We start from the raw sequence: 26,519 nt of genomic DNA on the forward strand, positions 1-26,519 counted from the left end.
GCACGCATGACGGCCCAGGATGACCCGGGCACGATCGTTAAGACTAGCGGCTGCCCCAGGCACGGTCAAAATGAGCTACCGCCGGCTCCTGAGGCGAAGCCGCTTCACCAGTCTACAGGGCCTAGGGAGTGGCTTCCGCACCGAGGAAAGCAGCCGCCGCCCGCGCCTCGCCCCGGACGGTCAGCGCCGCCGCCGGGAGGCGTTTCCACAGGCACAGATCGAGGACCACGGCCGACCCCTCCAGGACCGCCGCGCCGGTCGCGACGCCGGACCGGATCTGCGGCGGAAGCCCTTGCCCAGAAGGCGTCAGCGTCCACTCGTGGCCGGTGTCGGTGGCCCGGACGCCGATCTCCTCGGTGACGGCCGGCGCGGCGCCGCGGGCGAGCATCCGGGGCAGGAAGACCTCGAAGACCTCGGCCACGCCGTCCGCGAAGACTGCGGCAGGTACGGCGGCCAGACCAGTGGGCACCGAACCGGGCGCGGCCGCGGCGGCCTGGCCGGCGTCCACGAGGTGGATGACCGTCTCATGGAGGCGGCGTCGCGACCAGAAGCCCGCGCGCTGCTCGACCGGCGCGAAGTTCCAGCAGGGCTCAGCCGGATCGACGGCCCGGAGCGCGGCCGCCAGGGCGGCGGTCGTACCGGCATACCAGTCACCCCAGGAGATGGCCGCCCGCAGCACCCCCTCCGGCCGCCGCTGCTCGACGCCGCTGAGCACGATCGACGCGGCCCATCGCTGACCGGCGCCGATATGCAGCGCGAGGTCGGCGATCGCCCAGCCGGGGCAGGCCGGCACCGGCGCCGCCGGATCGATCTCGTCGAAGGCAACCGCCAGCAGAGCGGCCGCCTTCTCGAACTCGGTCAGGTGATCCAGCATCTGCGCCTAGGAACGGAACTCGACGTTGGTGATCAGGCCTTCGGAGACGCGGTAGAGCGCGATCCGGGCGATCGGCTCACCGGTGTCGTGGGCCAGCTGATGCTCGACGACCCACTCACCCTGCATGAGCTTCTGGACCACCTCGGTCTTGCAGCGGCCGGCGTCGAACAGCGGCTGGTAGAACTCGCGCAGGAAGCGCCGGCCGCGCATCTCGGTGCCGTCGGCAAAGGAGATCTGCGCCGTCGGCGAGTACATCGCCAGGAAGGCCTCCAGATCGTGCGCCGCGTACGCCGAGTGCTCGCGACCGACCACCCGCGCGGCGGGGGTGTCGACGACGAACGACGTCGCGACCGCGGCCGGAGCGGTCACCGGCTCCGGGATGACGATCGGCTCCGGCTCGGACGGCTTGTCCTGCGCAGCGGCCTTCTCAGCCACCAGGACGGGCTCTGCGGGGGTTTCGGCGGTCGCCGCGGCCTCGGCAGCCTTCTTGACCGCTGGGCGACGGGTGGTGGTCTTGATCTGCGGCGGCGGAGGGACGAGCAGGTCGCCCTGGGCGCCCGGCTCTTCGCCGAGGTGGGCGATCGCCCAGTCGAGGGCCTTGGTGACGGCGGCGCGTGATTCTTCGGTGTGGTCGAGCATGTCGAACCCGTGGTGCCCTTTCGGTACGTCGATGATGTCCAGCGCGGTGCCACCCGCGGAGACGAACTCCGCGACGGGGCCGGCGAGCTCTGCGCGCTCCAGCCCGACCTTGGTGAGCAGCACCGGAAGGTCCTTGTGTTTGCCGATGACTTCGGCGGCGTTGACCAGATCGTCGACACCGGGCGGGGTGGCGAGCAGCGGATAGGTGAGGGCGACGCCGCGCAGCCAGTCGGGGCGGCTGTCCAGCCACTCCCCCGCCAGCAGGCCGGCGCCCGAGAAGAACCAGAGCACGACCCGATCCGGGTCGACGCGCGGATCCGAACGCAGTACGCCGATCGCTGCCTCCACCTCATCGGCGGCCGTGGGCAACTCGCCCAGGCCGCGGATCAGGCTGTGATCGACGACGGCGGCCACCGCTCCACGGCGAGCGGCGGCGGTCGCATACCCCTTGTACACCGGCCAATCCCGAGGTGCGACCTCGAGGTCGGGCGGCGCGGGACCACCGTGCACAAAGAGAATCGCGCCCGTCCGGGCGCTGCCGACGGGCCGGTAGATGTCCAGCTCTCCCAGCCGGTCGACCCGGACCTCAGGGCCGTCCAGGACGCCCAGGACGAAGGGCCGCAGATAGCCGGGAAGATCCGTCATGCACCAATCTTGGACCATGCCCCGGACACTTTCGTCCGCCACCCCGGGTGTCGCCCTGATCACGATCCGAAACGTCCGATTTCCCTTATGGACAAAGCGTTTGAAATGCCGAAGGGCGGCCCCTCCGAAGAGGTGCCGCCCTTGGCGGAGTGACTCTGATCAGTTCTGGTACGAACCGAGGTCGAAGTCGTCGAGCGGGACCGACTGCCCGGCGGACGGGCCGAAGTCGTAGTCGTACGACTCGTAGCCGACCATCGAGTACATCGCGGCCTTCGCCTCCTCGGTGGGCTCCACCCGGATGTTGCGGTAACGGTCCATGCCGGTACCCGCCGGGATCAGCTTTCCGATGATGACGTTCTCCTTCAGACCGACCAGGGAGTCGGACTTGCCGTGGATCGCGGCCTCGGTCAGGACCCGGGTCGTCTCCTGGAAGGAGGCGGCCGAGAGCCAGGACTCGGTGGCCAGCGAAGCCTTGGTGATACCCATCAGCACCGGACGACCGGAGGCCGGCGTACCGCCCTCGGCGACCACGCGGCGGTTCTCACCCTCGAAGAGGATGCGGTCCGCCAGCTCGCCCGGCAGCAGGTTCGCGTCGCCGGACTCGATCACCGTGACTCGGCGCAGCATCTGCCGGACGATGATCTCGATGTGCTTGTCGTGGATGGCCACACCCTGCGACCGGTACACCTCCTGGACCTCGTCCACCAGGTGCTCCTGCGCCTTGCGGACACCCAGGATCCGCAGCACTTCCTGCGGGTCCGGCGTGCCCTGCATCAGCTGCTGGCCGACCTCGACGTGCTGACCCTCTTCGATCAGCAGGCGACCGCGCTTCGACACCGGGTAGGCGACCTCCTCGGAACCGTCGTCCGGGGTGAGCACCAGCTTCCGGGTCTTGTCGGTGTCCTCGATCGAGATCCGGCCCGCCGCCTCCGAGATCGGCGCCTTGCCCTTGGGCTGACGCGCCTCGAACAGCTCGACGACACGCGGCAGACCGTGCGTGATGTCGTCACCCGCCACACCACCGGTGTGGAAGGTACGCATCGTCAGCTGCGTTCCCGGCTCACCGATCGACTGGGCCGCGATGATACCGACGGCCTCACCGATGTCGACCGGCTTACCGGTCGCCAGCGAACGGCCGTAGCACTTCGCGCAGGTCCCGGTCTTGGCGTCACAGGTCAGCACGGAGCGGACCTTGACCTCCTTGACCCCGGCCTCGATCAGCTTCGCGATCGAGACGTCGCCCAGGTCGCTGCCCGCGGTCAGGACGACGGTGCCGTCGGCGCCGCTGACGTCGGTGGCCAGCGTGCGTGCGTACGCGTTGGTCTCGACGTTCTCGGTGTGTACGACCTTGCCGTCCGGACCGTCCTCACCGATCTGCTTGGGCAGACCGCGCTCGGTGCCGCAGTCCTCCTCGCGGATGATGACGTCCTGCGAGACGTCGACCAGACGACGGGTCAGGTACCCGGAGTCGGCCGTCCGCAGCGCGGTGTCGGCCAGACCCTTACGGGCGCCGTGCGTCGCGATGAAGTACTCGACGACGCTCAGGCCCTCACGGAAGTTGGCCTTGATCGGACGGGCGATGATCTCGCCCTTCGGGTTGGCCACCAGACCACGCATACCGGCGATCTGCCGGATCTGCATCATGTTGCCTCGGGCGCCCGAGTGCACCATCATCCAGATCGGGTTGGCCTTGGCGAAGTTCTCCTCCATGGCCTTACCGACCTCGGCGTTGGCGCCGGTCCAGATCTCGATCAGCTCCTGCCGCCGCTCGGACGAGGTGATCAGACCCCGCTCGAACTGCTTCTGGACCTTCTCGGCCTGCGACTCGTAGCGCGCCATGATCTCCGGCTTGGACGGCGGCGTCGAGAAGTCGTTGATGGACACGGTGACACCGGACCGGGTGGCCCAGCGGAAACCGAGGTCCTTCAGCGCGTCGAGGGCGTTCGCGACCTCGACCTTCGTGTACCGCTCGGCCAGGTCGTTGACGATCCCGCCCAGCTGCTTCTTGCCGACCTCGAGGTTGACGAACGGGTAGTCCGCCGGCAGCGTCTCGTTGAACAGCGCGCGGCCCAGCGTGGTCTCCAGGGAGAACCCGCCGCCCGGCAGCTCGACGGCGCCGTCGGTCAGCCCCGCGCCGGTCAGCCGCAGCGTGATCTTCGCCTGCAGCGACAGCTCGTTGCGGTCGAAGGCCATGATCGCCTCGGCGACCGAGCCGAACGCCCGGCCCTCGCCCTTGACGCCTTCCTTGAGCATCGTCAGGAAGTAGATGCCGATGATCATGTCCTGCGTCGGCATCGTGACCGGACGGCCGTCGGCCGGCTTCAGGATGTTGTTCGTCGACAGCATCAGGATCCGCGCCTCGGCCTGGGCCTCGGCCGACAGCGGCAGGTGCACCGCCATCTGGTCACCGTCGAAGTCGGCGTTGAACGCCGAGCAGACGAGCGGGTGGATCTGGATCGCCTTGCCCTCGATCAGCTGCGGCTCGAACGCCTGGATACCCAGCCGGTGCAGGGTAGGCGCGCGGTTCAGCAGCACGGGGTGCTCGGTGATGACCTCTTCCAGCACGTCCCAGACCTGGGCGCGCTGACGCTCGACCATCCGCTTGGCGGACTTGATGTTCTGCGCGTGGTTGAGGTCGACCAGCCGCTTCATCACGAACGGCTTGAACAGCTCCAGCGCCATCGCCTTCGGCAGACCGCACTGGTGCAGCTTCAGCTGCGGGCCGACCACGATGACCGAACGGCCCGAGTAGTCGACGCGCTTGCCGAGCAGGTTCTGCCGGAAACGACCCTGCTTGCCCTTGAGCATGTCGGACAGCGACTTCAGCGGCCGGTTACCCGGGCCGGTGACCGGACGGCCACGGCGGCCGTTGTCGAACAGCGCGTCGACGGCCTCCTGCAGCATCCGCTTCTCGTTGTTGACGATGATCTCGGGCGCACCGAGGTCGAGCAGCCGCTTGAGGCGGTTGTTCCGGTTGATCACCCGGCGGTACAGGTCGTTCAGGTCCGACGTCGCGAACCGGCCGCCGTCGAGCTGGACCATCGGCCGCAGGTCCGGCGGGATGACCGGGACGCAGTCCAGGACCATACCCATCGGGCTGTTGTTGGTGGCCAGGAACGCGGTGACGACCTTGAGCCGCTTCAGGGCGCGGGTCTTGCGCTGGCCCTTGCCGGTCTTGATCGTCTCGCGCAGGTTGTCGGCCTCGGCCTTCAGGTCGAAGGTCTCCAGCCGGCGCTGGATCGCGGCCGCGCCCATCGCCCCGGCGAAGTACTTGCCGAAACGCTCCTTCATGGCGCGGTACAGGATCTCGTCACCCTCGAGGTCCTGGACCTTCAGGTTCTTGAACCGGGTCCAGACCTCGTCGAGGCGGTCGATCTCGCGCTGCGCGCGGTCGCGCAGCTGCTTGACCTCACGCTCGGCGCCTTCCTTCACCTTGCGGCGAACGTCGGCCTTCGCGCCCTCGGCCTCGAGCTGCGCGAGGTCCTCCTCGAGCTTCTTCATCCGGGTCTCGATGTCGTTGTCGCGCCGGTTCTCGAGCTGCTTGCGCTCGACGTCGGTCCGGCCCTCCAACGACGCCAGGTCGCGGTGCCGCGCCTCGTCGTCGACGTCGGTGATCATGTACGCCGCGAAGTAGATGACCTTCTCCAGGTCCTTCGGGGCGAGGTCGAGCAGGTAGCCGAGCCGCGACGGGACACCCTTGAAGTACCAGATGTGGGTGACCGGAGCGGCCAGCTCGATGTGGCCCATCCGCTCCCGGCGCACCTTGGAGCGGGTGACCTCGACGCCACACCGCTCGCAGATGATGCCCTTGAAGCGAACGCGCTTGTACTTACCGCAGTAGCACTCCCAGTCCCGGGTGGGACCGAAGATCTTCTCGCAGAACAGACCGTCCCGCTCGGGCTTGAGCGTCCGGTAGTTGATCGTCTCCGGCTTCTTGACCTCGCCGTGCGACCACTGGCGGATCTCATCCGCGGTCGCCAGGCCGATCCGAAGCTCGTCGAAGAAGTTCACGTCGAGCACGATGTGTTATCTCCCGTAAAAAGTTGGTCTGAGATGAGTTGGCGTGTGATCAGGAGCGGCAACCCGCTCAGACCTCTTCGACACTGTTCGGCTCGCGCCGGGACAGGTCGATACCCAGTTCCTCCGCAGCGCGGAAGACGTCCTCTTCGCTGTCGCGCATCTCGACCCGGCTTCCGTCGGACGAGAGGACCTCGACATTCAGACACAGAGACTGCATTTCCTTGACCAGAACCTTGAAGGACTCCGGGATACCCGGCTCCGGGATGTTCTCGCCCTTGACGATCGCTTCGTAGACCTTCACGCGACCGACCACATCGTCCGACTTGATCGTCAGCAGCTCCTGCAGCGCGAAGGCGGCGCCGTAGGCCTCGAGGGCCCACACCTCCATCTCGCCGAACCGCTGGCCACCGAACTGCGCCTTACCACCCAGCGGCTGCTGCGTGATCATCGAGTACGGACCGGTCGAGCGGGCGTGGATCTTGTCGTCCACCAGGTGGTGCAGCTTCAGCATGTACATGTAGCCGACGCCGACCGGCTCCGGGAACGGCTCACCCGAACGGCCGTCGAACAGCCGGGCCTTACCGGTGCCGTCGACCATCCGGTCGCCGTCGCGGTTCGGCAGCGTCGAGCCGAGCAGGCCGGTGACCTCCTCTTCCCGGGCGCCGTCGAAGACCGGGGTGGCGACGTTCGTCATCGCCGGCGCGGAACCCGCGCCGATCTTGATCAGCCGCTGCGCCCACTCTTCGGTGTTCTCCGGGTCGACCTCCCAGCCGCGGCTGGCGACCCAGCCGAGGTGGGTCTCGAGCACCTGGCCGACGTTCATCCGGCCGGGCACGCCCAGCGGGTTCAGGATGATGTCGACCTGGGTGCCGTCGGCCATGAACGGCATGTCCTCGACCGGCAGGATCTTGGAGATGACGCCCTTGTTGCCGTGGCGCCCGGCGAGCTTGTCGCCGACCGAGATCTTGCGCTTCTGGGCCACGTAGACGCGGACCAGCTGGTTCACACCCGGCGGCAGCTCGTCGCCGTTGTCGCGGTCGAAGACGCGGACGCCGATGACGGTGCCGTTCTCGCCGTGCGGAACCTTCAGCGAGGTGTCGCGGACCTCACGGGCCTTCTCACCGAAGATCGCGCGCAGCAGCCGCTCCTCCGGGGTCAGCTCGGTCTCGCCCTTCGGCGTCACCTTGCCGACCAGGATGTCACCGGTGGTGACCTCGGCGCCGATCCGGATGATGCCGCGCTCGTCGAGGTCGGCGAGCATCTCGTCGGAGACGTTCGGGATGTCCCGGGTGATCTCCTCCGGGCCCAGCTTGGTGTCGCGAGCGTCGACCTCGTGCTCCTCGATGTGGATCGAGGTCAGCAGGTCCTGCTGGACGACGCGCTGGGACAGGATGATCGCGTCTTCGTAGTTGTGACCCTCCCACGGCATGAACGCGACGAGCAGGTTCCGGCCGAGGGCCATCTCCCCTTCGTCGGTGCACGGGCCGTCGGCCAGCGGCGAGCCGACCTCGACCCGCTGCCCGGCGTCGACCAGCGGGCGCTGGTTGATGCAGGTGCCCTGGTTCGAGCGGCGGAACTTCGCCAGCCGGTAGGTCTGGTACGTGCCGTCGTCGGCGGCGATCTCGATCAGATCGGCCGAGACCTCCTTGACCACGCCGGCCTTGTCGGAGACGACCACGTCGCCGGCGTCGACCGCGCCGCGGAACTCCATCCCGGTGCCGACCAGCGGCGCGTCCGAGGTGATCAGCGGCACCGCCTGGCGCTGCATGTTGGAGCCCATCAGCGCGCGGTTGGCGTCGTCGTGCTCGAGGAACGGGATCAGGGCCGTCGCGACCGACACCATCTGGCGCGGGGAGACGTCCATGTAGTCGACGTCCGCGACGAGCGCGAGCTCGACCTCACCGTGCCGGCGGCGGACCAGCACGCGGTCCTCGGCGAGCCGGTTGTCGTCGGTCAGCGCGGCGTTGGCCTGCGCGATGACGAACCGGTCCTCCTCGTCGGCGGTCAGGTAGTCGACCTGGTCGGTGACCAGGCCGTCGACGACCTTGCGGTACGGCGTCTCGACGAAACCGAACGGGTTCACCCGGCCGTACGACGCGAGCGAGCCGATCAGACCGATGTTCGGGCCTTCCGGGGTCTCGATCGGGCACATCCGGCCGTAGTGGGACGGGTGCACGTCGCGGACCTCGAAGCCGGCCCGCTCACGGCTCAGACCACCCGGGCCGAGCGCGTTCAGGCGCCGCTTGTGGGTCAGACCGGCGACCGGGTTGGTCTGGTCCATGAACTGGGACAGCTGGGAGGTGCCGAAGAACTCCTTCAGCGCCGCCACCACCGGCCGGATGTTGATCAGGGTCTGCGGCGTGATCGCCTCGACGTCCTGGGTCGTCATCCGCTCCCGGACCACGCGCTCCATCCGGGCCAGGCCGGTGCGCAGCTGGTTCTGGATCAGCTCGCCGACCGTCCGGAGACGGCGGTTGCCGAAGTGGTCGATGTCGTCCTCTTCGACGACGATCTCGCCGATCGGGGCCGGCAGCTCGGTCTTGCCCTCGTGCAGCGCGACCAGGTACTTGATCGTGGCGACGATGTCGTCGATCGTCAGCACCGCGGTGTCGTGCGCCTCGTCGCGGCCGAGCTTCTTGTTGATCTTGTAGCGGCCGACCTTGGCCAGGTCGTAGCGCTTGCCGTTGAAGTAGTAGTTCTCCAGCAGCGCCTGCGCGGCCTCGCGCGTCGGCGGTTCACCCGGGCGCAGCTTGCGGTAGATGTCCAGCAGCGCGTCGTCCTGCCCGGAGGTGTGGTCCTTCTCCAGGGTGAGGCGGATCGACTCGTAGTCGCCGAACTCCTCGAGGATCTGCGCGTCCGTCCAGCCCAGGGCCTTCAGCAGCACGGTGACGTTCTGCTTGCGCTTGCGGTCGAGGCGAACGCCGACCATGTCGCGCTTGTCGACCTCGAACTCCAGCCACGCGCCGCGCGACGGGATCACCTTGGCGGTGAAGATGTCCTTGTCCGACGTCTTGTCCGGCGTGCGCTCGAAGTACACGCCGGGCGAGCGGACGAGCTGCGAGACGACGACGCGCTCGGTGCCGTTGATGACGAAGGTGCCCTTACGCGTCATCAGCGGGAAGTCGCCCATGAAGACCGTCTGGCTCTTGATCTCGCCGGTCTCGTTGTTCATGAACTCGGCCGTGACGAACAACGGCGCGGAGTACGTGACGTCGCGCTCCTTGCACTCGTCGACCGTGTTCTTCGGAGGCTCGAAGCGGTGGTCGCGGAACGACAGCGACATGGTGCCGCTGAAGTCCTCGATCGGGGAGATCTCCTCGAAGATCTCTTCCAGGCCGCTCGGGCCGGACAGGTCGGTCCGCCCTTCGGCCTCGGCGGCGGCCACCCGGGCCTGCCACGTTTCGTTGCCGACCAGCCAGTCGAAACTGTCCACCTGCAGCGCAAGCAGATCCGGAACCTCGAGAGGCTCGGAGATCTTTGCGAAAGAGATGCGGCGGGGAGAGCCGGAAACTTCGGAGATGCTGTCGGACTGGGGGTTGCGCGAGGCGACCAAGGGGCGTCCTTCCACGGGCTCGCAAACATCGGTGCTGGGTGCGCACGCCAAGCCACCCCAGTCAAGTCGAGACCCGAGCCGAGGTGGGAGAAAGGCAGCGCAAAGCAATAGGCTACCCGATACGGGCAAACCTGTCCAATGGGGTCCGATAGTTTGCCTTCGGACCCCCCTCTCCGTCAAGGACCGACCCGGTGTCTCCAGTGGGTAGATCACCCACGAGACTGCCGGCGCCCTCCTGGTGTGGAGTCACAAAGAGACTACAGTCCGGCGATCTCCTGGACCAGCCATCGGCCGTCTTTTCGAACCATCGTGAACCGGGTCCGGTTCAGGTCCACCCGGGGTTTACCCTGCGTGACCGTGCTGGTGGTGGTCTGGTTGACGAAGATGATCAGCGTCACCCGGTCCGCGTCGCCGTCCCGGACGCCGACCTCGCGCACGTCGGCCTTGACCGTCGCCTTGGTCTTCCCGGCCAGCTCGCCGGCCACCTTGGCCGTCTCGTCGAACTTCCCGGCGAACTCCGGAGTCATCGTCGCCCGTGCGTCCGCGAAGCTTTTCTCCAGCGTCCGGTAGTCGTAACTGAGCGCCGTCTCGGCCGCCTTCCGCCCAGCGGCCGCGGCCTGACCGCGGGCGTCCTCGGCCTGCTTGCCCTGCCAGGCCTGCACCCCGAGCACCGCCGCGACGGTCAGCACGAGCACGATCAGGACGCCGAGCAGCGCGAACAGCACCCCGCCGATCGGCTTCTTCTCATCACTTTCGGTAACGACCTCGGTCGTTTCCGGCACGTCCGGAACGTCGTCCTGGACCTCTGAAGTGACTGGGGTCACATCCTGGACGGGCGTCTCGGCCGGCGACTCAGCAGGCACCTCGACCGCCGGGCGCCGTTGCCCGGCGATCCGCGGCCGGTTGCGGGGACGATCCGGCATCAGCCCACCACCTGCAGGTCGGCGGTCAGCCAGCGGTCCTGCTCGCGGACCATGTCCAGCTTGATCCGGTAGCGGCGCTCGACCCCCGCCGTCGAGGCGGTGTTGGTGACGAGCGCGTTCACGATCACCAGGACCTCGGCGGAGTCCTTGTCACCGGACACCAGCCCGGCCTCCTTCACGTCGCCCTTCGAGGTCGCCTTGTTCGCCACCACGTCGGTCTTCACCGAACCGGCCCCGGCCTGGAACTCCTGTTTGAACTGCCCGGTGGAGTCGTCGACGACGCGCTGCGCGTCGGCGTCCCAGGTCTGGTAGTTGTACGTGGTGAAGTCCAGCGCGAGCTGCCGGGCGGACTTCAGCGCGCCCTCGCGGTTGCTCTTGTCCTGCCGCTGCTTCTGCAGCGCGACCACGGACAGCGTCGCGCCCGCGAGCGCGATCACCAGCAGCACGCTGAGCGCCCAGGCCACGATCAGGCGGGCGCGCCGAGGGGTTTTCACAGTCACTTACCGGTCACCGGTCCGAGGATGAGGGCTTTCCAGGAGTCGCTGCCGAGCAGCTCCTGCTGTCCGCCGGTCGAGCCGAGAATCATCTCCGGCATGCCGCCGGCGCCGCCCGCGGCCCCGGTCACCGGGTCGTAGCCGACGCCGAACCCGGCGCGGTTGCGATCCGAGCGGGACGACGGGCCGGGCTTGTTCTGCGCGCCGCGGACGTTGACCCCGGACGACGGCGACGCCGTACAGCCCGCCTTGTTGTTCGCGGCCTGTTTCGAGGTGTCCTGCGGGACGCGCCAGTCGGTGCCCTTGTACCCGGCCCGGCAGGCCGGCGGGGTGAACCCGAGCACGAGCCCGAAGTGCGCGTCGTAGTGCCCGGTGCCCGGGTCCTTGGCGGGGACGACGTAGCCGCCCATCGAGACGGCCGGGTAGACCACGAGCAGCTGCTCGAGGGCATCCAGCCGGACGGCGGTCAGTTGGTTCACCGTCAGCAGGTTACCGAGCAGGACGGCGATGTCGGCGCGGTTCTCCTGGATCAGGCCGGTCAGCTGGGTCGACGCGGCCGACCCCTGGTCGACGACCTTACGCAGGTTCGCGTCGGAGCTGACCAGGGTGTCGGACAGCAGCGCGAGGTTCTTCGCCCAGGTCTTGATCGCGTCGCCGCTGGCCACCTGGGTCGCCAGGACGGTGTCGCCGTCGTTGATCAGCTTGATCGTCTGCAGGATGTTGGCGTCCGCGTCGTCGATCAGCCGGCCGGAGCTGTCGATGATCCGCTGCAGATCGGTCCCGCGGCCCTTGAGCGCCTGGCCGAGCTCCTTGACCGTCGTCCGCAGGCTGTCCTGGTTGACCGAGTTGACCAGCTCGTCGAGGTTGAGCAGCAGCTCGGTGGTGTCGATCGGGATCGCGGTGTTCTCGCGGTCGATCCGGGAGTTGTCCTTCAGGTACGGGCCGCCGTCGCGGCGCGGCTGCAGGTCGACGTACTGCTCGCCGATCGCCGAGCGGTTCGCGACCACCGCGAGCAGGTCGTTCGGGACCTTGGTCTTGTTCTCGATCTCGAGATCGACCAGGACGCCGTCCGGGAGCAGCTTCAGCTCGCCGACCCGGCCGACCGGCTGGCCGCGGTACGTCACCTCGGCGCCCTCGAAGATGCCGCCGGACTCCGCGAAGCTGGCGCTGACCGTGTACTCGTCGTCGAACAGCAGCTTGTCGATCTGCGCGTAGCGCGCGCCGACGAACGCGATCCCGACGACGGTGATCAGCAGGAACACCATCAGCTGGATCCGGACCCCTCTGGTGATCACTTCACCACCCCCGGCATCAGCGCCTTGGCGAGCTCGGGATCGAACCCGGCCCGGTTGAGTTTCGGCCCGCAGACCGGCAGCAGCAGGACGGTCACGCAGGTCGTCGTCGGCGCGGCCGGCTTGGTCGGCTTGCTGCCCGGCTTGGTCTTGGTCGGGTTGTGCAGCGGGATACTCAGCCCCAGGGTCGGCAGCGCGGTCGGGCCGACGTTCGGCAGGTCGAGCCCGAGCAGGCCCTTGAGCGCCTTCTGGGTGTTCACGTCGAGGGTGATGCCCAGGTTGGTGTAGTCGCCGCCGACCGCCTTCGCGGCGGCGTCCGGGAACGGGTAGGTGAACAGCAGCTCGAGCGACTTCGGCAGGTTCTCCCCCGCCTCGGCCAGCTTGGTCAGGATCGGGTAGAGCGACTGCAGGTTCGCGACCAGGTCCTTCTGCGCGGAGGTGATCACGCGGGTCGCCGTGCTGCCCAGGGTGGACAGCGCCTGCAGCGTCTTGACCAGCGCGGCCCGCTGCTTGTCGAGTGTCGCGATGGACTTCGGCAGCGAGTCGATCGCGGTCGCCAGCGTGGCCTTCTGCGCGTTCAGCTTCTTGGCCAGCGCGTCCACCGCGGTGATCGCGGTGACGATCTTCTGCTTGTTCTGGTCGAGCGTCCCGACGAAGGTGTTCAGCTGGTCCAGCACGCTCTTGATGGCCGGCTCGTTACCGGTGAGGGCCTTGTTCAGCTCCTGGGTGATGATCTGGAGCTGGGCGACGCCGCCGCCGTTCAGCAGCAGCGACAGCGCGGACAGGACCTCTTCGACCTCGACGTTACTGGTCGTCCGGGACAGCGGGATGATCTCGCCCTGCTCGAGTTTGCCGCGCGGCTCCTCCGAGCCGCCGGGCGGCGCCAGCGAGACGAACTTCTCGCCGAGCAGGCTGGTCTGCCGGATCGTCGCCCGCTCGTTGTCGGGCAGCTCCAGGCTCTTCGGCAGCCGGATCCGCACCTTCGCCGTGTAGCCCTCCAGCCAGACCTTCTCGACCGTCCCGACCGTGACGTCGTCCACCTTCACGGTCGACTTCGGCACCAGGTCCAGCACGTCGGCGAACTCGACCGTGACCGTGTACGACGGCCCCTTGATCTTCGCGCCGCCGGGCAGCGGCAGCGAGTACACACTGAAATCGCAGCCGGTCAGGGCCATCGTCATCGCGAGCAGCCCCGCGACCGCCGCCGTACGCCGTCTCATCGGACCAGCCCCCCGAGGGTCGGATCGACCGGGTCCGGGCTGGCCGGCTTCTCGGCGGGCGCCGGGGCCCACGGCGTACCGGCCGGGCCACCACTGGCCGGGGCGCCGCCGGTCAGCTGGCTGAGCAGCGGCAGCTTCGGCAAGGCGTCCAGGACCGGCTTGAGCAGCGAGCAGGTCGAGAGCGGCTGGTTCACCTGCAGCAGCAGCGAGCAGATGAACGACGACGGGTTGTCGAGCTGGGCCAGGTTGATCCGCTGGTCGAGCGTGCCGTACTGCGGGTTGTAGACGCGGGCCAGGTTGCCCAGGCCGAGCGGCGCGGTGTCGATGATCTCGGCCAGCGCGGCCTTCTCCTTGACCAGGATCTGGGAGATCTCGGTCGCGCCGGAGACGGTGTTCCGGACCAGGGCGCGGTTGTCCTTGACGAAGGTCGCCACCTCGCCGAGCGCGGTCGCCAGCAGCGAGAGCGCGGCGGCCAGGTCCTTCCGCTCGCCGGCCAGCGTCGTCGACGTCGCGGCGAAGTTCGTGTTGAACTGCTTGACCAGCGCGTCGTTGGCCGCGAGCGCGGACACGAACGTCTGCAACTGCCGGACCGTTGCGAACAGGCTGTCCGAGTTACCGGAGAGCGTGCCGGTCAGCTTGGCGACGTCGGTGATCGTGCGGTTCAGCTTGGCGCCCTGGCCGTTCAGGTTCTTCGCGGAGACGTCGAGCAGCCGGGACAGCGCGCCCTGGTCGTTCGCGCCCTTCGGACCGAGCGCGACGGACAGGTCGTTCAGGCTCTGGTAGATCTGGTCGAGCTCCAGCGGCACCGCGGTCCGCTCCATCGGGATCTCGGCGCCGTCCGCCAGCACCTCACCCTTGGCGTACGCCGGGGTCAGCTGCACGTACCGATCGGCGACGATCGACGGCGCCGCGATCACGGCCTTGGCCGTCGCCGGCACCTTGTGCTTGGCCTCCCACCAGAACTTCACCCGCACCGACCGCCCGGCCGGCGTCACGCTCTCCACCTCGCCGACCTTGATACCGAGGATACGGACATCGGAGCCGGGGTAGACCGACACCGCCCGCGGGAAGTACGCCGTCGCCGACACCCGCTCCGGATTCGGCCACAGCGAGATCACGCTGACCGCGAGGATCACCACGACGACGCCGATCGCGATCAGCCGGGAGAACGAGGAGACCTTCGTCATCAGCGGCCTCCGAGGATCGGCGGGAGGCCGAGGTCGACCGGGGGCAGCGGGACCTCGGGGACGGGCACCAGGTTCTGCACGTAGGTGTCGAACCAGGGGCCGGTGCCGAGGGTGTTGGTGAAGACGCGGACGAACGGCGCGAGGCCCTTGATGCTGGCGTCCAGGTCGTTCTGGTTCTTCAGCAGGGTCGCCAGGACGGCGTTCACCTTCTGCAGTGTCGGCGCCAGATCCTTCCGGTTCTCCCGGACCAGCGCGGTGATCTGCGCCGACAGCTTCTGCGTCGAGACCAGCAGCTGGTGGATCAGCGCCCGCCGCGCCTGCACGGCCTGGAAGACGGTGTTGCCGTCCTTCATCAGCTTGATCAGCTGCTGGTTGCGGTCGGCAAGCACCTTGGTGACCGTGTTCGAGTGCTGCAGCAGGAGCTTCAGCTGCTCGTCCCGCTTGGCGACGCTGCGCGACAACCGGGACAGCCCGGTCAGCGACGCGTTCACCTCGTCCGGGGTGTTCTTGAACGTCGTCGACAGCGTGTCCAGGGCCTTGGCCAGCTGGGCGGTGTCGATCCGCTCGGTCGTGTTCGCGAGATCGGAGAACGCGTCCACGACGTCGTACGCCGAGACCGTCCGCGCGAGCGGGATCTCGGCGCCGGCCTTCAGCGAGCCGCTGCCGGCCGGGTTCAGTTTGAGGTACTTCTGGCCGAGCAGGGTCTTGATCTTCATCTCGGCGCCGGTCTGGTCACCCAGTTTCACGCCCTTGTCGACGACGAACTCGACCCGGACGTGCGTCCCGGCCAGCTCCACGCTGCGGACCTGCCCGACCCGGACGCCGGCCACCCGGATCTCGTCGTTCGGCTTCAGCCCGCCGGCCTCGGAGAACTGCGCGGAGTACTTCGTCCCGCCGCCGATCAGCGGCAGGTCCTGGGCCTTGAACGCGGCCAGCATGACCAGCCCGATCACCGTCAGGCCGATGACGCCGATCGTCACCTGGTTCTGCTCGCGGAAAGGTTTCACTTCTTGCACCTCGCCGAGTTGTTGTCGTAGGCGACGGGAATGCGAGTGCCCAGCGGGAGCGTCACGTTGCCGTTGAAGTTGCACAGGTAGAAGTTGAACCAGGAGCCGTACGACGCCGTCCCGGTCATCGTGTTCAGCTTCTCGGGCATGTTCTGCAGGGTCTTCACCCAGATGCCCTGGGTGTCGTCGAGTGTGGTCGCGACCGTGCGCAGCCGATCCAGGTCGGCCTTGATCGGGACCCGGGTCTGCTGCAGCAGGCCGGCCGTCTTGGTGTTCAGCGAGTTGATCGAGCCGAGCGAGCTGAGGATCGGGTTGATGTCCTGGCTCAGGCCGGTGATGAACTGCTGCAGGTTCACCAGCAGCTGGGAGAAGTTCTGCTGGCGCTGCGAGACGATCTGCAACGTGCCGGTCAGGTTGGTGATCAGGTCGCCGATCACCTGGTCGGCGTCCGCGAGCGTCGTCGTCAGCGAGGCGGTCTTGGCCAGCAGCGACTCGATCGTGCCGCCCTCGCCCTGCAGGACCTTGATCACCTCGAAGGCGAACTGGTTCACGTCGGCGGGCGTGAGCGCGGTGAACAGCGGCTTGAAGCCGTTGAACAGCACCGACAGGTCCAGCGCGGGGGCCGTGCGCTCCTGGGGGATCAGCCCGTTCGACTTCAGCCGATCGCCGCCGCCGACGCCGTCGGTCAGCGCGATGTAGCGGTTGCCGACCAGGTTGCGGTAGCGGAGCGTCGCATGCGTCGAGTTGTCGACGACCTGGTCGGAGTCGATGCTGAACGTCACCATCGCCAGCTTGTCCTGGTGGAGCGCGATCTTGTCGACCTGCCCGACCTTGACCCCGGCGATCCGGATGTCGTCACCCTGGTTCAGCCCGACCGCGTCGGTGAACACGGCCCGGTACTTCGTGGTCGCGTTGAAGCTGATGTTGCCGATCGTCACCGCGAGCAGCGCGGTCGCGATCGTCGTCACCACGACGAAGATCGACAGCCGGACGATGTCCAGCGTGGTCTTCTTGTCCAGCAGCTTGGTCACTTGAGGTTCACCTGGCCTCCGCGGAGGAGCGGACCGACCAGCAGGGTGGTCAGATCCGGGACGTCGCGCGCCGGGACGCCCATCGCCGGGGCCACCACCGAGTCGATCACCTTCTGCTCGGCCGGCGTCCCGACGCCCTGGGTGTCCAGTGCGAAGCCGGGCATCGCCCGGTTCAGCGTCAGGTTCACCGGGAAGCGCTGGTCCTTGTTGTGGGAGCCCTTCACGCCGTCCTCACCGGTGATGTAGGGCGCCGGGTTCTCCTGGGTGTACGGGCCCGGTTTCTCGCCCGGGTGGCTGTAGTTCTTGCCGACGCAGGTCGGGCCGCGGCGGTCGGAGTACTCGGGCAGCTCGTCGGGCTCGTACGGCGTCGGCTGGTTGGTGATCAGCTCGAGGTTGATGTTCAGCCGGCCGTCGCGGAACGTGTCGTTCAGGATCGGGGTGGTGTCCGTCATCACCTTGAGGAAACAGGGCACCTCGGGTGAGTACCGCTCCAGCAGGTCGAGCACCGGGCGGCTCACCTCGCCGAGCCGGATCACCCGGTCCTCGTTCTGCTTGAGGAAGTTGTTACCGGTCGAGGACACGCCCTGGACGTCGGTGAAGAACTGCTGGAGCTGCTGTTCCTTCTCGACCACCGTGTTACCGGTGATGGTCAGGTTGCGCAGGGCGCGGACCAGATCGGGGGTCGCGTCGCCGTACAGCTGGGAGACCTGGGTCAGTTTGGTCAGCGCGGCCATCAGCTTGGGGACGTTCGGGTTCAGCTTCTTCAGGTACGAGTCGAGCTGGGTGAGCGTGCCCGCGATCTCGGCGCCGCGGCCTTCGAGCGCGGTGGCGAGCGTGTTCAGCGTGGCGTTCAGATCGGCGGGGTCGACGGCCTGCAGCAACGGGAGCGCGTCGTTCAGCACCTTCTCGATCTCGATGCCGACGGCGGTCTTGTCGCGGGCGATCACGTCACCGGCCCGGATGGGCCGGCCCTCGGCGCCGGTGGGCGGAACGAGAGCGACGTACTTCTCGCCGAACAGCGTCTTGGGCAGGATCCGCGCGCTGACCGCGCTGGAGATCTCCTTCACCTGGTCCGGTTTCAGCGCGAGCTCGACCGTCGCCTCTTCGCCGTCGGTGGAGACGCCGGTGACCTCGCCGACGATGATGCCGCGCAGTTTCACATCGGCGTGCTCGTTGAGCTGGAGGCCGATGTGGCTGGTCTTCAGCTCGATGTCGACGGTGTCGGTGAAGACCTTCGCGTAGAACGCGTAGGTCAGCCAGAGCAGGAAGCACAGCATGCCGATGAAGACGACGCCATAAGCCTTGTGCGGAAGCTTGTTGATCATCCGGCCAGCCTCACTGTGGTCGTCGTGCCCCAGATGGCCATCGAGAGCAGCAGGTCGACGACGTTGATCACGACGATCGACGTCCGGACGGCGCGACCGACCGCGACGCCGACGCCCGCGGGGCCGCCGCTCGCGTGGTAGCCGTGGTAGCAGTGCACGAGGATGACCAGGACGGCGAAGACCAGCACCTTGCCGAACGACCACAACACGTCGCCCGGTGGTAAGAACAGATGGAAGTAATGGTCGTACGTGCCCGTACTCTGCCCGTAGAACTTGGTCACGGTCAGCCGGGTGGCGAAGTACGACGAGAGCAGGCCGACGACGTACAACGGGATCACCGCGATCAGGCCGGCGATGATCCGGGTGGTGACCAGGAACGGCAGCGACGGGATCGCCATCACCTCGAGGGCGTCGATCTCCTCGCTGATCCGCATCGCGCCGAGCTGCGCGGTGAAACCGCAGCCGACGGTCGCGGCCAGCGCGATCCCGGCGATCAGCGGGCCGATCTCGCGGGTGTTGATGTACGCGCTGACGAAGCCGGCGAAGGCCGACGTGCCGATCTGGTTCAGCGCGGAGTAACCCTGCAGGCCGACCTCGGTGCCGGTGAAGAAGGCCAGGAACGTGATCACGCCGACCGTGCCGCCGATCACCGCGAGGGCGCCGGTGCCCAGCGTCACCTCGGCCAGCAGCCGCAGGATCTCCTTGCGGTAGCGGGTGATCGATTTGCCCGACCAGGCCAGCGCTTTGACGTAGAAGGCGAGCTGCTCGCCGAGCCGGTCCAGCGAGTTGAGCGGCTTCTTGACCAGCGTGTCCATCAGGGCCGACATGTCAGGCCCCCTTCGGCGGGACGAGCTGGAAGTAGATCGCGGTCATCGAGAAGTTCGCGACGAACAGCAGCATGAACGTGATCACGACCGACTGGTTCACCGCGTCGCCGACGCCCTTCGGGCCGCCGCCCGCGTTCATCCCCTTGTACGACGCGACCACGGCCGCGATGAACCCGAAGACCAGCGCTTTCGCCTGCCCCTGCCACAGGTCGGGCAAGTGGGCGAGCGCGGTGAAACTGGCGATATAACTACCTGGGGTGCCGTCCTGGAGGACGACGTTGAAGACGTAGCCGCCCATCACGCCGACGACGCTGACGAAACCGTTCAGGAAGAACGCGACCAGCATCGTGGCCAGCACCCGCGGGACCACCAGCCGGTGGATCGGGTCGATCCCGAGCACCATCATCGCGTCCAGCTCTTCGCGGATCTTGCGCGCGCCGAGATCGGCGCAGATCGCCGAGCCGCCGGCGCCCGCGATCAGCAGCGCGGTCGCGATCGGCGACGCCTCCCGGACGACGGCCAGCACGGCGGCCGATCCGGTGAAGGCCTGCGCGCCGAACTGCTTGATCAGGCCGCCGACCTGCAGCGCGATCACGGCCCCGAACGGGATCGCGACCAGCGCGGTCGGGATGATCGTCACACTCGCCACGAACCAGGCCTGCTGGAGGAACTCCTTCAGCTGGAACGGACGCCGGACCGACGCCCGCATCGTGTCGAGCGTGAAGGCGAACAGCGAGCCGGCGTGCTTCAGCGGGGCGGTGGCTGACAAAGTCACGTAGCGCCCACCACATCGGAGGCGAACGAGCCGGGCGGCGGAGTCACCCCGTGCTCCCGGCACCATTCGCCGGGCGGGCGCTGGGTCGGCCGCAGGACGCCGGAGCTCGGCAACTGCTGGATCGGGATCGGCGGCAGCGGCGGGAGCTCCTGGTCGGCCTCGCGGGCCAGCTCGTCGGCGTCCTTCTCCTCGGACATGCCGATCGGGCCGACGCGTTGCGCGTTCAGGAACTGGCGGACCACCGGCTCCTCACTGGACAACAGCATCTCCCGCGGCCCGAACATCGCCAGATGCCGGTGGTAGAGCAGGCCGATGTTGTCCGGCACGGTGCGCGCGGTGTTGATGTCGTGGGTGACGATCAGGCAGGTCGCCTGGGTCATCTCGTTCAGGTCGATGATCAGCTGGTTCAGGAACGCCGTCCGGACCGGGTCGAGACCGGAGTCCGGCTCGTCGAAGAGCAGGATCTCGGGCTCCAGCACCAGCGCCCGGGCCAGCCCGGCCCGTTTCCGCATCCCGCCGGAGATCTCGCCGGGGAGCTTGCGCTCCGCGCCGACCAGACCGACCATCTCCATCTTCTCCATCACGATGGAGCGGACCTCGGACTCGGATTTCTTGGTGTGCTCACGGAGCGGGAACGCGACGTTGTCGTACAGGTTCATCGAGCCGAACATCGCGCCGTCCTGGAACAACACGCCGAACAGCTTGCGGATCTCGTAGAGGTCGCGCTCGCTACAGGTCGCGATATCGGTGCCCTCGATGTGCACATGGCCCTTGTCGGGTTTCAGCAGACCGATCAGCGTCTTCAGGAATACGGACTTACCGGTTCCGGAGGGGCCCAGCATCACGCAGATCTCACCGGCCGGCAGGGTCAGGGACACATCGCCCCAGATCAACTGGCTACCGAACGATTTGGTGAGACCTTCGACGCGGACTTCTACGCCCACCTGGCCCTCCAATCGGCTCTGCCTCACGGGATCTTTGTGCTTGCCCCGAACCGAGGAGTACTTCGATTCCAACGAGGGAGCAGTGGCCTAGGTTACGCACGAGTACGGTTTTGCGTAACCCCTCGATTGCGTCGAAGACGCAAGCGATTGCGATCGTATCCATCGCGAAAGCGAGAAGGGCGGCCCCCGTTACGGGGACCGCCCTTCTCTACACATTCGTTACGCTCCTTGACGGAGCGTAAGCGAGGTCACTTCAGGGTGACGGTGGCGCCGGCGCCCTCGAGGGCCTCCTTGGCCTTCTCCGCGGCAGCCTTGTCGACCTTCTCCAGGATCGCCTTCGGGGCGGACTCAACCAGGTCCTTGGCCTCCTTCAGCCCAAGGCTGGTGAGACCGCGCACCTCCTTGATGACCTGGATCTTCTTGTCGCCGGCCGACTCCAGGACGACGTCGAACTCGTCCTGCTCGGCGGCCTCCTCGCCACCACCGGCGCCACCGGCGACCGGGGCAGCGGCAACGGCGACCGGAGCGGCGGCGGTGACGCCGAACTCCTCTTCGAATGCCTTAACGAACTCCGACAGCTCCAGCAGGGTCAGTTCCTTGAACTGGCCGAGGAGCTCTTCGGTGCTGAGCTTCGCCATGATGGCGGTCCTTCCTAACGGTGGATCACTGAAATGGGGTGATGCTGGTGAGATCTGCCTCAGCTGTCAGCTGCGGCGGTCTCCTCGGTGCTCGCCTCGGCAGGTGCGTCGACCGTGTCCTGCACGGTCTCCTCGGCCGCGGCCTCGGGAGCCGCAGCCCCGTCCGCCGGCAGCTTGTCCTGCAGCGCCGCGAACAGGCGCGCGGCCTGCGACAGCGGAGCAGCGAACAGCGACACCGCTTGCTGCGGGGCCGCCTTCATCGCACCTGCGAGCTTCGCGAGGAGGACCTCACGCGACTCCAGGTCAGCGAGCTTGCTGATCTCGTCAGAGCTGAGCGGCTTGCCGTCGAGCACGCCGCCCTTGATGACGAGAAGGGGGTTCGCCTTGGCGAAGTCACGCAGACCCTTGGCCGCAACCACCGCATCGCCCTTGATGAAGGCAATGGCCGACGGACCCTCGAGCAGCGAGTCGAACGACTCGACACCCGCGTCCTTGGCGGCGATCTTGGTCAGCGTGTTCTTCACCACGGCGTAGTTCACGTCGTCACCGAGCGCAGTCCGCAAGTTCTTCAGCTGCGCCACGGTAAGTCCGCGGTACTCGGTCAGCACGGCGCCGTTCGAGCTACGGAACTCGTCCGTCAGCTCCGCGACAGCGGCTGCCTTGTCCGGCCTCGCCATGGGATCTCCTTCGATTGGCTTTCACACCGGAGACCCCTGGAACAAGAAAACGCCCCTGCACAGGCGGCAAGGGCGTGAACATACACTCACACTTCTCATCACCTGCGCGGGCCGCCCACCTGAGTGGGACTTTCAGCTACCTAGGGCAGCAACCAGCGGTCTTCGGCAAGATTGATAGTAATTGGCATAGTCACGATGACCAAATCGACAGAGTCAACTTGCACGCACAGCGTGCGGGCGAGGCGGGATCCACCGCTGCATCGCCGCGGCAGCAGCCCATCCCGTCCCAGCCATGATGACGATGGCCGGGCCCAGGCCGAGCAGGGCTGTCGCGGCGGCTATCAGGAGTGGGCCTGAGCCGTTGCCGGTGTCGGCGAAGAGCCGGAAGGCGCCTAGGAACTGGGCTCTGCCGACTGCGGGGGACGCGTCGGCGCCCAGCGTCATGATGACGCCGGCGCCGAGGCCGTTGCCGACGCCCATCAGGAGTGCGACGGCGGTCAGGGTGACGGTGGAGTGGGTGAGTGGGAGGAGGAGGTGGGCGAGGCCGAGGACGAACATGGACGGGACGGCGACCCACTTGCGGCCTTTCCGATCCATGATCGAGCCGGCTGGATAGAAGAGCAGCATGTCGACCGCACCGGACAGGCCGAAGATGATGCTGGTCGTCTGGGCATCCAGGCCGATGTGCAAGGCCCACAACGGGATCACGACCTGGCGTGACGCCCGGACCGCTCCGACGAGGAGGGCGCCGACGCCGAGGGTGCGCAGTACCGGTAGGTGTTCGCGGATGACGCCGACCGTCGACTGCGCCGAGACCTGTCTGCGGCTGCGGACATGCTCGATCTCCGGCAGGCTGAGCAGCACGACACAGGCCAGCGTCGCGCCCACGAAATGGACCCAGTAGGCGCCGTCCATGCCGAGGAAGCGCATCGCCAGCGCGCCGAGGAACGGGCCGATGAAGGAGCCGATGCGTTGGACGCCGCCCAGCGTGGACAGTGCACGGGCACGAAGCTCGATCGGCACCGCCTCGCTCAGGTATGCCTGTCTGGCCAGGCCCCACACGGAGTCGGCCAGACCGGTCAGACCGATGGCCACGGCCAGCATCCAGACAGTTGGCGCCAGGAGGCAGCAGACCAAGGCGAGGGCGACGAGGACGGTGGCGCCCAGCATGGCGCGGCGTTCGCCGATCTTGTTCGTCAGAGCGCCTGCGGGGATGTCACCGATGACCTTCCCCAGCCCGGCCGCCGCCACGACCACACCAGCAACAGCCGGCGACGCACCGAGGTGAGTGGCCGAAACGGCGACGACCGGCGCGATGGCGCCTTGGCCGATTCCGTAGAGCAGTGCGGGGAAGTAGACCGACGGTGCGATCTTCAGCAGGGTCGCCGGACTAGTCATCAGCAGGTCTCCAGTTGCACCAATCACCGGTTTCCTGCATACAAAAACCCTAACGCACCACCCGGAGCTCTCCGGCCGCGGTTCAACCGCCGGGATGCCGCACGGGTACTACCGTCAGCAACGCCTCCAGGCCTTTGAAGTCATCAGGATTGACCGTGAACAACGGCAGGCTTTCGGCCACCGCAATACTCGCGATCATCAGGTCGGCGATCCGACCGCGCGGCGACCGGCCGGCGGACAGGACGGCCGCGCAGACCCGGCCGTAGATCCGCGCCGCTTCGGTATCGAACGGAATCGGATCGAACTCGTTCTCCGCACGCTGCAGGATGTCCATTCGGGACGCACGTTCGAGGTGCTCGTCGTACGCGTTCTGCTCATCGTTCCGGCGTACCTGGTGCGGCCCCGCGGACAACTCGGCCAGCGTGACAGCGGTGATCGCCATCTCGTCGGGCAGCGCGCTGGGATCGATCCCCGCCCGCAGGATCACCACATTCGTGTCGAGGAGGCCCTGCGCGTACTCACCGGCCATAGGAATCGTCGAGCTCGTGATCGGCGAAGGTGTCCTGATCTGCCCGGAACGCTTCCAGCGAGATCGTCGGCGCGGTCCGCGACATCGCCGCGAACTCCTCGCGTGGGACGAACCTGCGCCTGCGCCGCAAGGGGATCAGCTCGCCGATGCGATGACCATCGCGAGTGACCGTGAAGGACTGACCGCCTTGGACGGCGTCCATGATCTCCTTCGACCGCATCCGCAGATCGCGCTGCGTGATCTCGGCTTGTCCACTCATACCTGCAGGATACCCCGTAGTGCCACGTAGTGCTACATAGTGCCACTACGTGGCAGAACGGTCAGCTCAGGACGGCGAGGGCGTCGATCTCGACGAGCATGTCGGGCAGCGGCAGGCCGGTGAAGACGGTGGTGCGTGAGGGGAGGACGCCGCTCGGGGTGCGGCCGTCCAGGAACTCGGCGTACGCCTCGTTCATCGCGCCGAAGTCCTCGCGCTTGGTCAGGTAGACGCGCAGCATCAGGACGTCGTCGAAGGTGGCGCCGCCGGCGATCAGGATCGCCTCGATGTTCTGCAGGACGCGGGTGGTCTGCGCCTTCACGTCGCCGACGAAGACGAACTCGCTGGTGGCCGGGTCGACCGAGCCCTGGCCGGACACCTGCAGCACGTTGCCCTTGCGGACACCCTGCGAGAACACGGGTAGCGGAGCGGGCGCGTCGGTGGTGGTGACTGCGGTCTTGTCGGACATCTGGTCGGACACCTCTCAGTTGTAGTCGGCGCTGATCGCCTTGGTAGTGGCGAGCAGCTCAGGCAGGAGCTCCAGCACCTGCTCGTAGTTCAACAGCACATCCGGCACCGATACCGACACAGCCCCGACCACACGCCCCGCGTGGTCGACGATCGGCGCACCGATGCAGTTCATGAAGGACTCGTGCTCACCTTTGTCCTGAGCCCAGCCGTTGGCGCGGACGCCGTCCAGCTCGTCGCGCAGCGCATCCGGTCCGGTGAGCGTCTGCGGCGTGTAGGCGTGGTACTCCAGCGACGCCAGCACCGCCTCCCGCTGGCGCTTCGGCTGCGCGGCCAGCAGGACCTTGCCAACCGCAGTGCAGTGCAGCGCGGCCGGTACGCCGACCTGCGAGTACATCCGCACGGTGCGGACGCTGTCGAGCTTGTCGACGTACAGCGCCTCGCCGTTCTCCCAGGCGGCCAGATGGACGGTCTGGCCAGTCTTCTGGTTCAGCTGGCGTAGATGCGGCGCGGCAACCTCGCGGACGACGTGTTGCTCGCGCGCGGCGTCCGCCAAGGCGAACAGGCGGGAGCCGAGGCGGTAGCGGTGCTGATCGTCTCGGCGCACAAAGCGGTCGGCCTCCATCGTGCGCAGGAGACGCAGCACGGTGGTCTTGTGCACACCGAGCTCGGTTGCCAGCTGGTCGAGTGACCGGTCGCCCTCACCGAGGCTGGCCAGAATCTGCAGGGCTCTTGAGAGGCTCTGACTCATAGCTTGGTCGCCGCCCACTCTTCGTCCGAGCAGTTCAGCAGCCTGGCCTTGAGAGCCGGATCCAGCGGTGCTGCGTGGTCCTGTGGCACCGCGAGCACCGCTGCGGCATTCAGATGCCCGAGGCGTAGCCGCTGCTGCATCGGGAGCCCTTCGAGCGTGCCGGCCAGGAAGCCCGCCGCGAAGGCGTCTCCGGCCCCAACCGGCTCTACTACCTGTACGGTGAGCGCAGGGACATCCGTCCGACCCTCTGGTGTCAGCGCGGTGGCCGTGTGCGCGTCGTTCTTCACAACCAGCACACAGCGACCACCGAGCTTGTCGTGCAGCTCAGTGGGGTCGCTGGTACCGGCAAACACCAGCGCCTCGTCAGCGCCGATCAGAACGATGTCGGCCGCTTTGAGCAGCCGCCACAGCGGCTCCGGGTCTTTGTTGCGCCACAGCACCGGCCGCCAGTTCAGATCGACGCTCAGCGTGAAGTCACCGCTGAGCGCGCTGACCATCGCGGCTGTGTCATCAGACAGGGCAGCGGTAATACCGGTGGTGTGCACGATGCGCGCGCCGGCAAGCCGCTCGGCCACCGCCGGACGCTCCAGGAACGCCGGGCTCATTGCGGACGCCGCCGACCCAGTGCGGTAGTAGTGCATCCGGGAGCGCCCGTCGCGGGTCTCCTTCACATACAGCGCGGTCGGGCGCTCCGGGTCGATCTCAACCCCGCCGACCTCGACGTCACGGCTCTGCAGATCGCGTAGTACCTGCTTGCCGAAACCGTCGTCGCCCAGCCGGGAGAGCCAGCTGGTCCGGACGCCGAGACCGGCCAGCCCGCCGGCCACGTTGCATTCCGCGCCACCGACCGAACGATGGAACGTCTCCACGTCCTCCAGCGGCCCAGCGGCACCCGCGAGCATGATCATCGCCTCGCCGAGACAGACCACCGCGGCCGGCTCCGTCTCAGCGGGCATCTGCGCTCCTGGGCTCCGGAGTGATGGGATAGGTGCGAAACACGTGTCGTTGACGCATGTTTGGGCGTGATGCTACAACCGTCAGGTCAG

General features: G+C 67.5%; 23 protein-coding genes. All 23 read right to left on the reverse strand.

Features of this window, described 5'->3' with window-relative positions:
- Window positions 1-121 precede the first annotated feature (121 nt).
- Entirely contained in the window at window positions 122-874 is a 753-nt protein-coding gene (locus HPO96_RS19155; RefSeq protein WP_171674863.1) for a maleylpyruvate isomerase N-terminal domain-containing protein, read from the reverse strand.
- A 6-nt stretch (window positions 875-880) separates the two neighbouring features.
- Complete coding sequence (locus tag HPO96_RS19160; RefSeq protein WP_171674864.1) at window positions 881-2,158, reverse strand: nuclear transport factor 2 family protein; 1,278 nt, start codon at window positions 2,156-2,158, stop codon at window positions 881-883.
- Window positions 2,159-2,317: 159 nt separating this feature from the next.
- Window positions 2,318-6,178 carry a DNA-directed RNA polymerase subunit beta' gene (locus HPO96_RS19165; RefSeq protein ID WP_171674865.1) on the reverse strand — a complete coding sequence of 1,287 codons (3,861 nt, stop codon included), beginning with the start codon at window positions 6,176-6,178 and terminating at the stop codon, window positions 2,318-2,320.
- Between the two features lie 67 nt (window positions 6,179-6,245).
- Window positions 6,246-9,731: a DNA-directed RNA polymerase subunit beta gene (rpoB, locus tag HPO96_RS19170; protein ID WP_171674866.1), complete on the reverse strand. Its 3,486-nt coding sequence runs from the start codon at window positions 9,729-9,731 to the stop codon at window positions 6,246-6,248.
- 257 nt (window positions 9,732-9,988) lie between these two features.
- Window positions 9,989-10,654 (reverse strand): hypothetical protein, encoded by a 666-nt coding sequence (locus tag HPO96_RS19175; protein ID WP_171674867.1) that lies wholly within the window; start codon window positions 10,652-10,654, stop codon window positions 9,989-9,991.
- Window positions 10,654-11,154, reverse strand: a complete 501-nt coding sequence (locus HPO96_RS19180) for a hypothetical protein (RefSeq protein ID WP_337796714.1) — start codon at window positions 11,152-11,154, stop codon at window positions 10,654-10,656. Before HPO96_RS19180 ends, HPO96_RS19175 begins: the two co-directional genes overlap by 1 nt.
- Window positions 11,151-12,443, reverse strand: a complete 1,293-nt coding sequence (locus HPO96_RS19185; protein ID WP_171674868.1) for an MCE family protein — start codon at window positions 12,441-12,443, stop codon at window positions 11,151-11,153. Before HPO96_RS19185 ends, HPO96_RS19180 begins: the two co-directional genes overlap by 4 nt.
- Window positions 12,440-13,660, reverse strand: a complete 1,221-nt coding sequence (locus HPO96_RS19190) for an MCE family protein (protein WP_171674869.1) — start codon at window positions 13,658-13,660, stop codon at window positions 12,440-12,442. Before HPO96_RS19190 ends, HPO96_RS19185 begins: the two co-directional genes overlap by 4 nt.
- Window positions 13,657-14,847: an MCE family protein gene (locus HPO96_RS19195; protein WP_171674870.1), complete on the reverse strand. Its 1,191-nt coding sequence runs from the start codon at window positions 14,845-14,847 to the stop codon at window positions 13,657-13,659. The genes HPO96_RS19190 and HPO96_RS19195 overlap by 4 nt, the downstream gene beginning before the upstream one ends.
- Entirely contained in the window at window positions 14,847-15,854 is a 1,008-nt protein-coding gene (locus tag HPO96_RS19200) for an MCE family protein (RefSeq protein WP_171674871.1), read from the reverse strand. The genes HPO96_RS19195 and HPO96_RS19200 overlap by 1 nt, the downstream gene beginning before the upstream one ends.
- Window positions 15,851-16,885: an MCE family protein gene (locus tag HPO96_RS19205; RefSeq protein ID WP_337796715.1), complete on the reverse strand. Its 1,035-nt coding sequence runs from the start codon at window positions 16,883-16,885 to the stop codon at window positions 15,851-15,853. The genes HPO96_RS19200 and HPO96_RS19205 overlap by 4 nt, the downstream gene beginning before the upstream one ends.
- Window positions 16,882-18,210 carry an MCE family protein gene (locus tag HPO96_RS19210; protein WP_171674872.1) on the reverse strand — a complete coding sequence of 443 codons (1,329 nt, stop codon included), beginning with the start codon at window positions 18,208-18,210 and terminating at the stop codon, window positions 16,882-16,884. The genes HPO96_RS19205 and HPO96_RS19210 overlap by 4 nt, the downstream gene beginning before the upstream one ends.
- On the reverse strand, window positions 18,207-19,037 hold the full coding sequence (locus tag HPO96_RS19215; RefSeq protein WP_171674873.1) for an MlaE family ABC transporter permease: 831 nt from the start codon (window positions 19,035-19,037) through the stop codon (window positions 18,207-18,209). Before HPO96_RS19215 ends, HPO96_RS19210 begins: the two co-directional genes overlap by 4 nt.
- A gap of 1 nt (window position 19,038) precedes the next feature.
- The gene (locus HPO96_RS19220; RefSeq protein ID WP_171674874.1) at window positions 19,039-19,812 is read right to left on the reverse strand and encodes an MlaE family ABC transporter permease; all 774 of its coding nucleotides are present in this window, start codon (window positions 19,810-19,812) and stop codon (window positions 19,039-19,041) included.
- On the reverse strand, window positions 19,809-20,756 hold the full coding sequence (locus tag HPO96_RS19225) for an ATP-binding cassette domain-containing protein (RefSeq protein ID WP_171674875.1): 948 nt from the start codon (window positions 20,754-20,756) through the stop codon (window positions 19,809-19,811). The genes HPO96_RS19220 and HPO96_RS19225 overlap by 4 nt, the downstream gene beginning before the upstream one ends.
- 248 nt (window positions 20,757-21,004) lie before the next feature.
- The gene (gene rplL / locus HPO96_RS19230) at window positions 21,005-21,394 is read right to left on the reverse strand and encodes a 50S ribosomal protein L7/L12 (RefSeq protein ID WP_171674876.1); all 390 of its coding nucleotides are present in this window, start codon (window positions 21,392-21,394) and stop codon (window positions 21,005-21,007) included.
- Between the two features lie 59 nt (window positions 21,395-21,453).
- Window positions 21,454-22,071 (reverse strand): 50S ribosomal protein L10, encoded by a 618-nt coding sequence (gene rplJ, locus HPO96_RS19235; protein ID WP_171674877.1) that lies wholly within the window; start codon window positions 22,069-22,071, stop codon window positions 21,454-21,456.
- A gap of 213 nt (window positions 22,072-22,284) precedes the next feature.
- Window positions 22,285-23,469, reverse strand: a complete 1,185-nt coding sequence (locus HPO96_RS19240; RefSeq protein WP_171674878.1) for an MFS transporter — start codon at window positions 23,467-23,469, stop codon at window positions 22,285-22,287.
- Between the two features lie 82 nt (window positions 23,470-23,551).
- On the reverse strand, window positions 23,552-23,998 hold the full coding sequence (locus tag HPO96_RS19245; protein WP_171674879.1) for a type II toxin-antitoxin system VapC family toxin: 447 nt from the start codon (window positions 23,996-23,998) through the stop codon (window positions 23,552-23,554).
- Window positions 23,988-24,257, reverse strand: coding sequence for a type II toxin-antitoxin system Phd/YefM family antitoxin (locus HPO96_RS19250; protein WP_171674880.1), 270 nt, complete (start codon window positions 24,255-24,257; stop codon window positions 23,988-23,990). Before HPO96_RS19250 ends, HPO96_RS19245 begins: the two co-directional genes overlap by 11 nt.
- A gap of 61 nt (window positions 24,258-24,318) precedes the next feature.
- Window positions 24,319-24,735 carry a RidA family protein gene (locus HPO96_RS19255; protein ID WP_337796716.1) on the reverse strand — a complete coding sequence of 139 codons (417 nt, stop codon included), beginning with the start codon at window positions 24,733-24,735 and terminating at the stop codon, window positions 24,319-24,321.
- Between the two features lie 3 nt (window positions 24,736-24,738).
- Entirely contained in the window at window positions 24,739-25,473 is a 735-nt protein-coding gene (locus HPO96_RS19260) for an IclR family transcriptional regulator (RefSeq protein WP_171674881.1), read from the reverse strand.
- A complete protein-coding gene (locus HPO96_RS19265) occupies window positions 25,470-26,429 on the reverse strand; it encodes a sugar kinase (RefSeq protein ID WP_171674882.1) in 960 nt (319 codons plus the stop codon). Before HPO96_RS19265 ends, HPO96_RS19260 begins: the two co-directional genes overlap by 4 nt.
- Window positions 26,430-26,519 lie beyond the last annotated feature (90 nt).

It is taken from the genome of Kribbella sandramycini, assembly GCF_013131805.1.
Classification (GTDB): Bacteria; Actinomycetota; Actinomycetes; order Propionibacteriales; family Kribbellaceae; genus Kribbella; species Kribbella sandramycini.

Coding starts and splice junctions, on each gene's coding strand:
- HPO96_RS19260 (WP_171674881.1), bottom strand. CDS start 25,473: ATGAGTCAGAGCCTCTCAAGAGCCCTGCAGATTCTGGCCAGCCTCGGT.
- HPO96_RS19190 (WP_171674869.1), bottom strand. CDS start 13,660: ATGAGACGGCGTACGGCGGCGGTCGCGGGGCTGCTCGCGATGACGATG.
- HPO96_RS19210 (WP_171674872.1), bottom strand. CDS start 18,210: ATGATCAACAAGCTTCCGCACAAGGCTTATGGCGTCGTCTTCATCGGC.
- rplL (WP_171674876.1), bottom strand. CDS start 21,394: ATGGCGAAGCTCAGCACCGAAGAGCTCCTCGGCCAGTTCAAGGAACTG.
- HPO96_RS19245 (WP_171674879.1), bottom strand. CDS start 23,998: ATGGCCGGTGAGTACGCGCAGGGCCTCCTCGACACGAATGTGGTGATC.
- HPO96_RS19250 (WP_171674880.1), bottom strand. CDS start 24,257: ATGAGTGGACAAGCCGAGATCACGCAGCGCGATCTGCGGATGCGGTCG.
- HPO96_RS19155 (WP_171674863.1), bottom strand. CDS start 874: ATGCTGGATCACCTGACCGAGTTCGAGAAGGCGGCCGCTCTGCTGGCG.
- HPO96_RS19160 (WP_171674864.1), bottom strand. CDS start 2,158: ATGACGGATCTTCCCGGCTATCTGCGGCCCTTCGTCCTGGGCGTCCTG.
- HPO96_RS19195 (WP_171674870.1), bottom strand. CDS start 14,847: ATGACGAAGGTCTCCTCGTTCTCCCGGCTGATCGCGATCGGCGTCGTC.
- HPO96_RS19215 (WP_171674873.1), bottom strand. CDS start 19,037: ATGTCGGCCCTGATGGACACGCTGGTCAAGAAGCCGCTCAACTCGCTG.
- HPO96_RS19240 (WP_171674878.1), bottom strand. CDS start 23,469: ATGACTAGTCCGGCGACCCTGCTGAAGATCGCACCGTCGGTCTACTTC.
- HPO96_RS19175 (WP_171674867.1), bottom strand. CDS start 10,654: ATGCCGGATCGTCCCCGCAACCGGCCGCGGATCGCCGGGCAACGGCGC.
- rplJ (WP_171674877.1), bottom strand. CDS start 22,071: ATGGCGAGGCCGGACAAGGCAGCCGCTGTCGCGGAGCTGACGGACGAG.
- HPO96_RS19265 (WP_171674882.1), bottom strand. CDS start 26,429: ATGCCCGCTGAGACGGAGCCGGCCGCGGTGGTCTGTCTCGGCGAGGCG.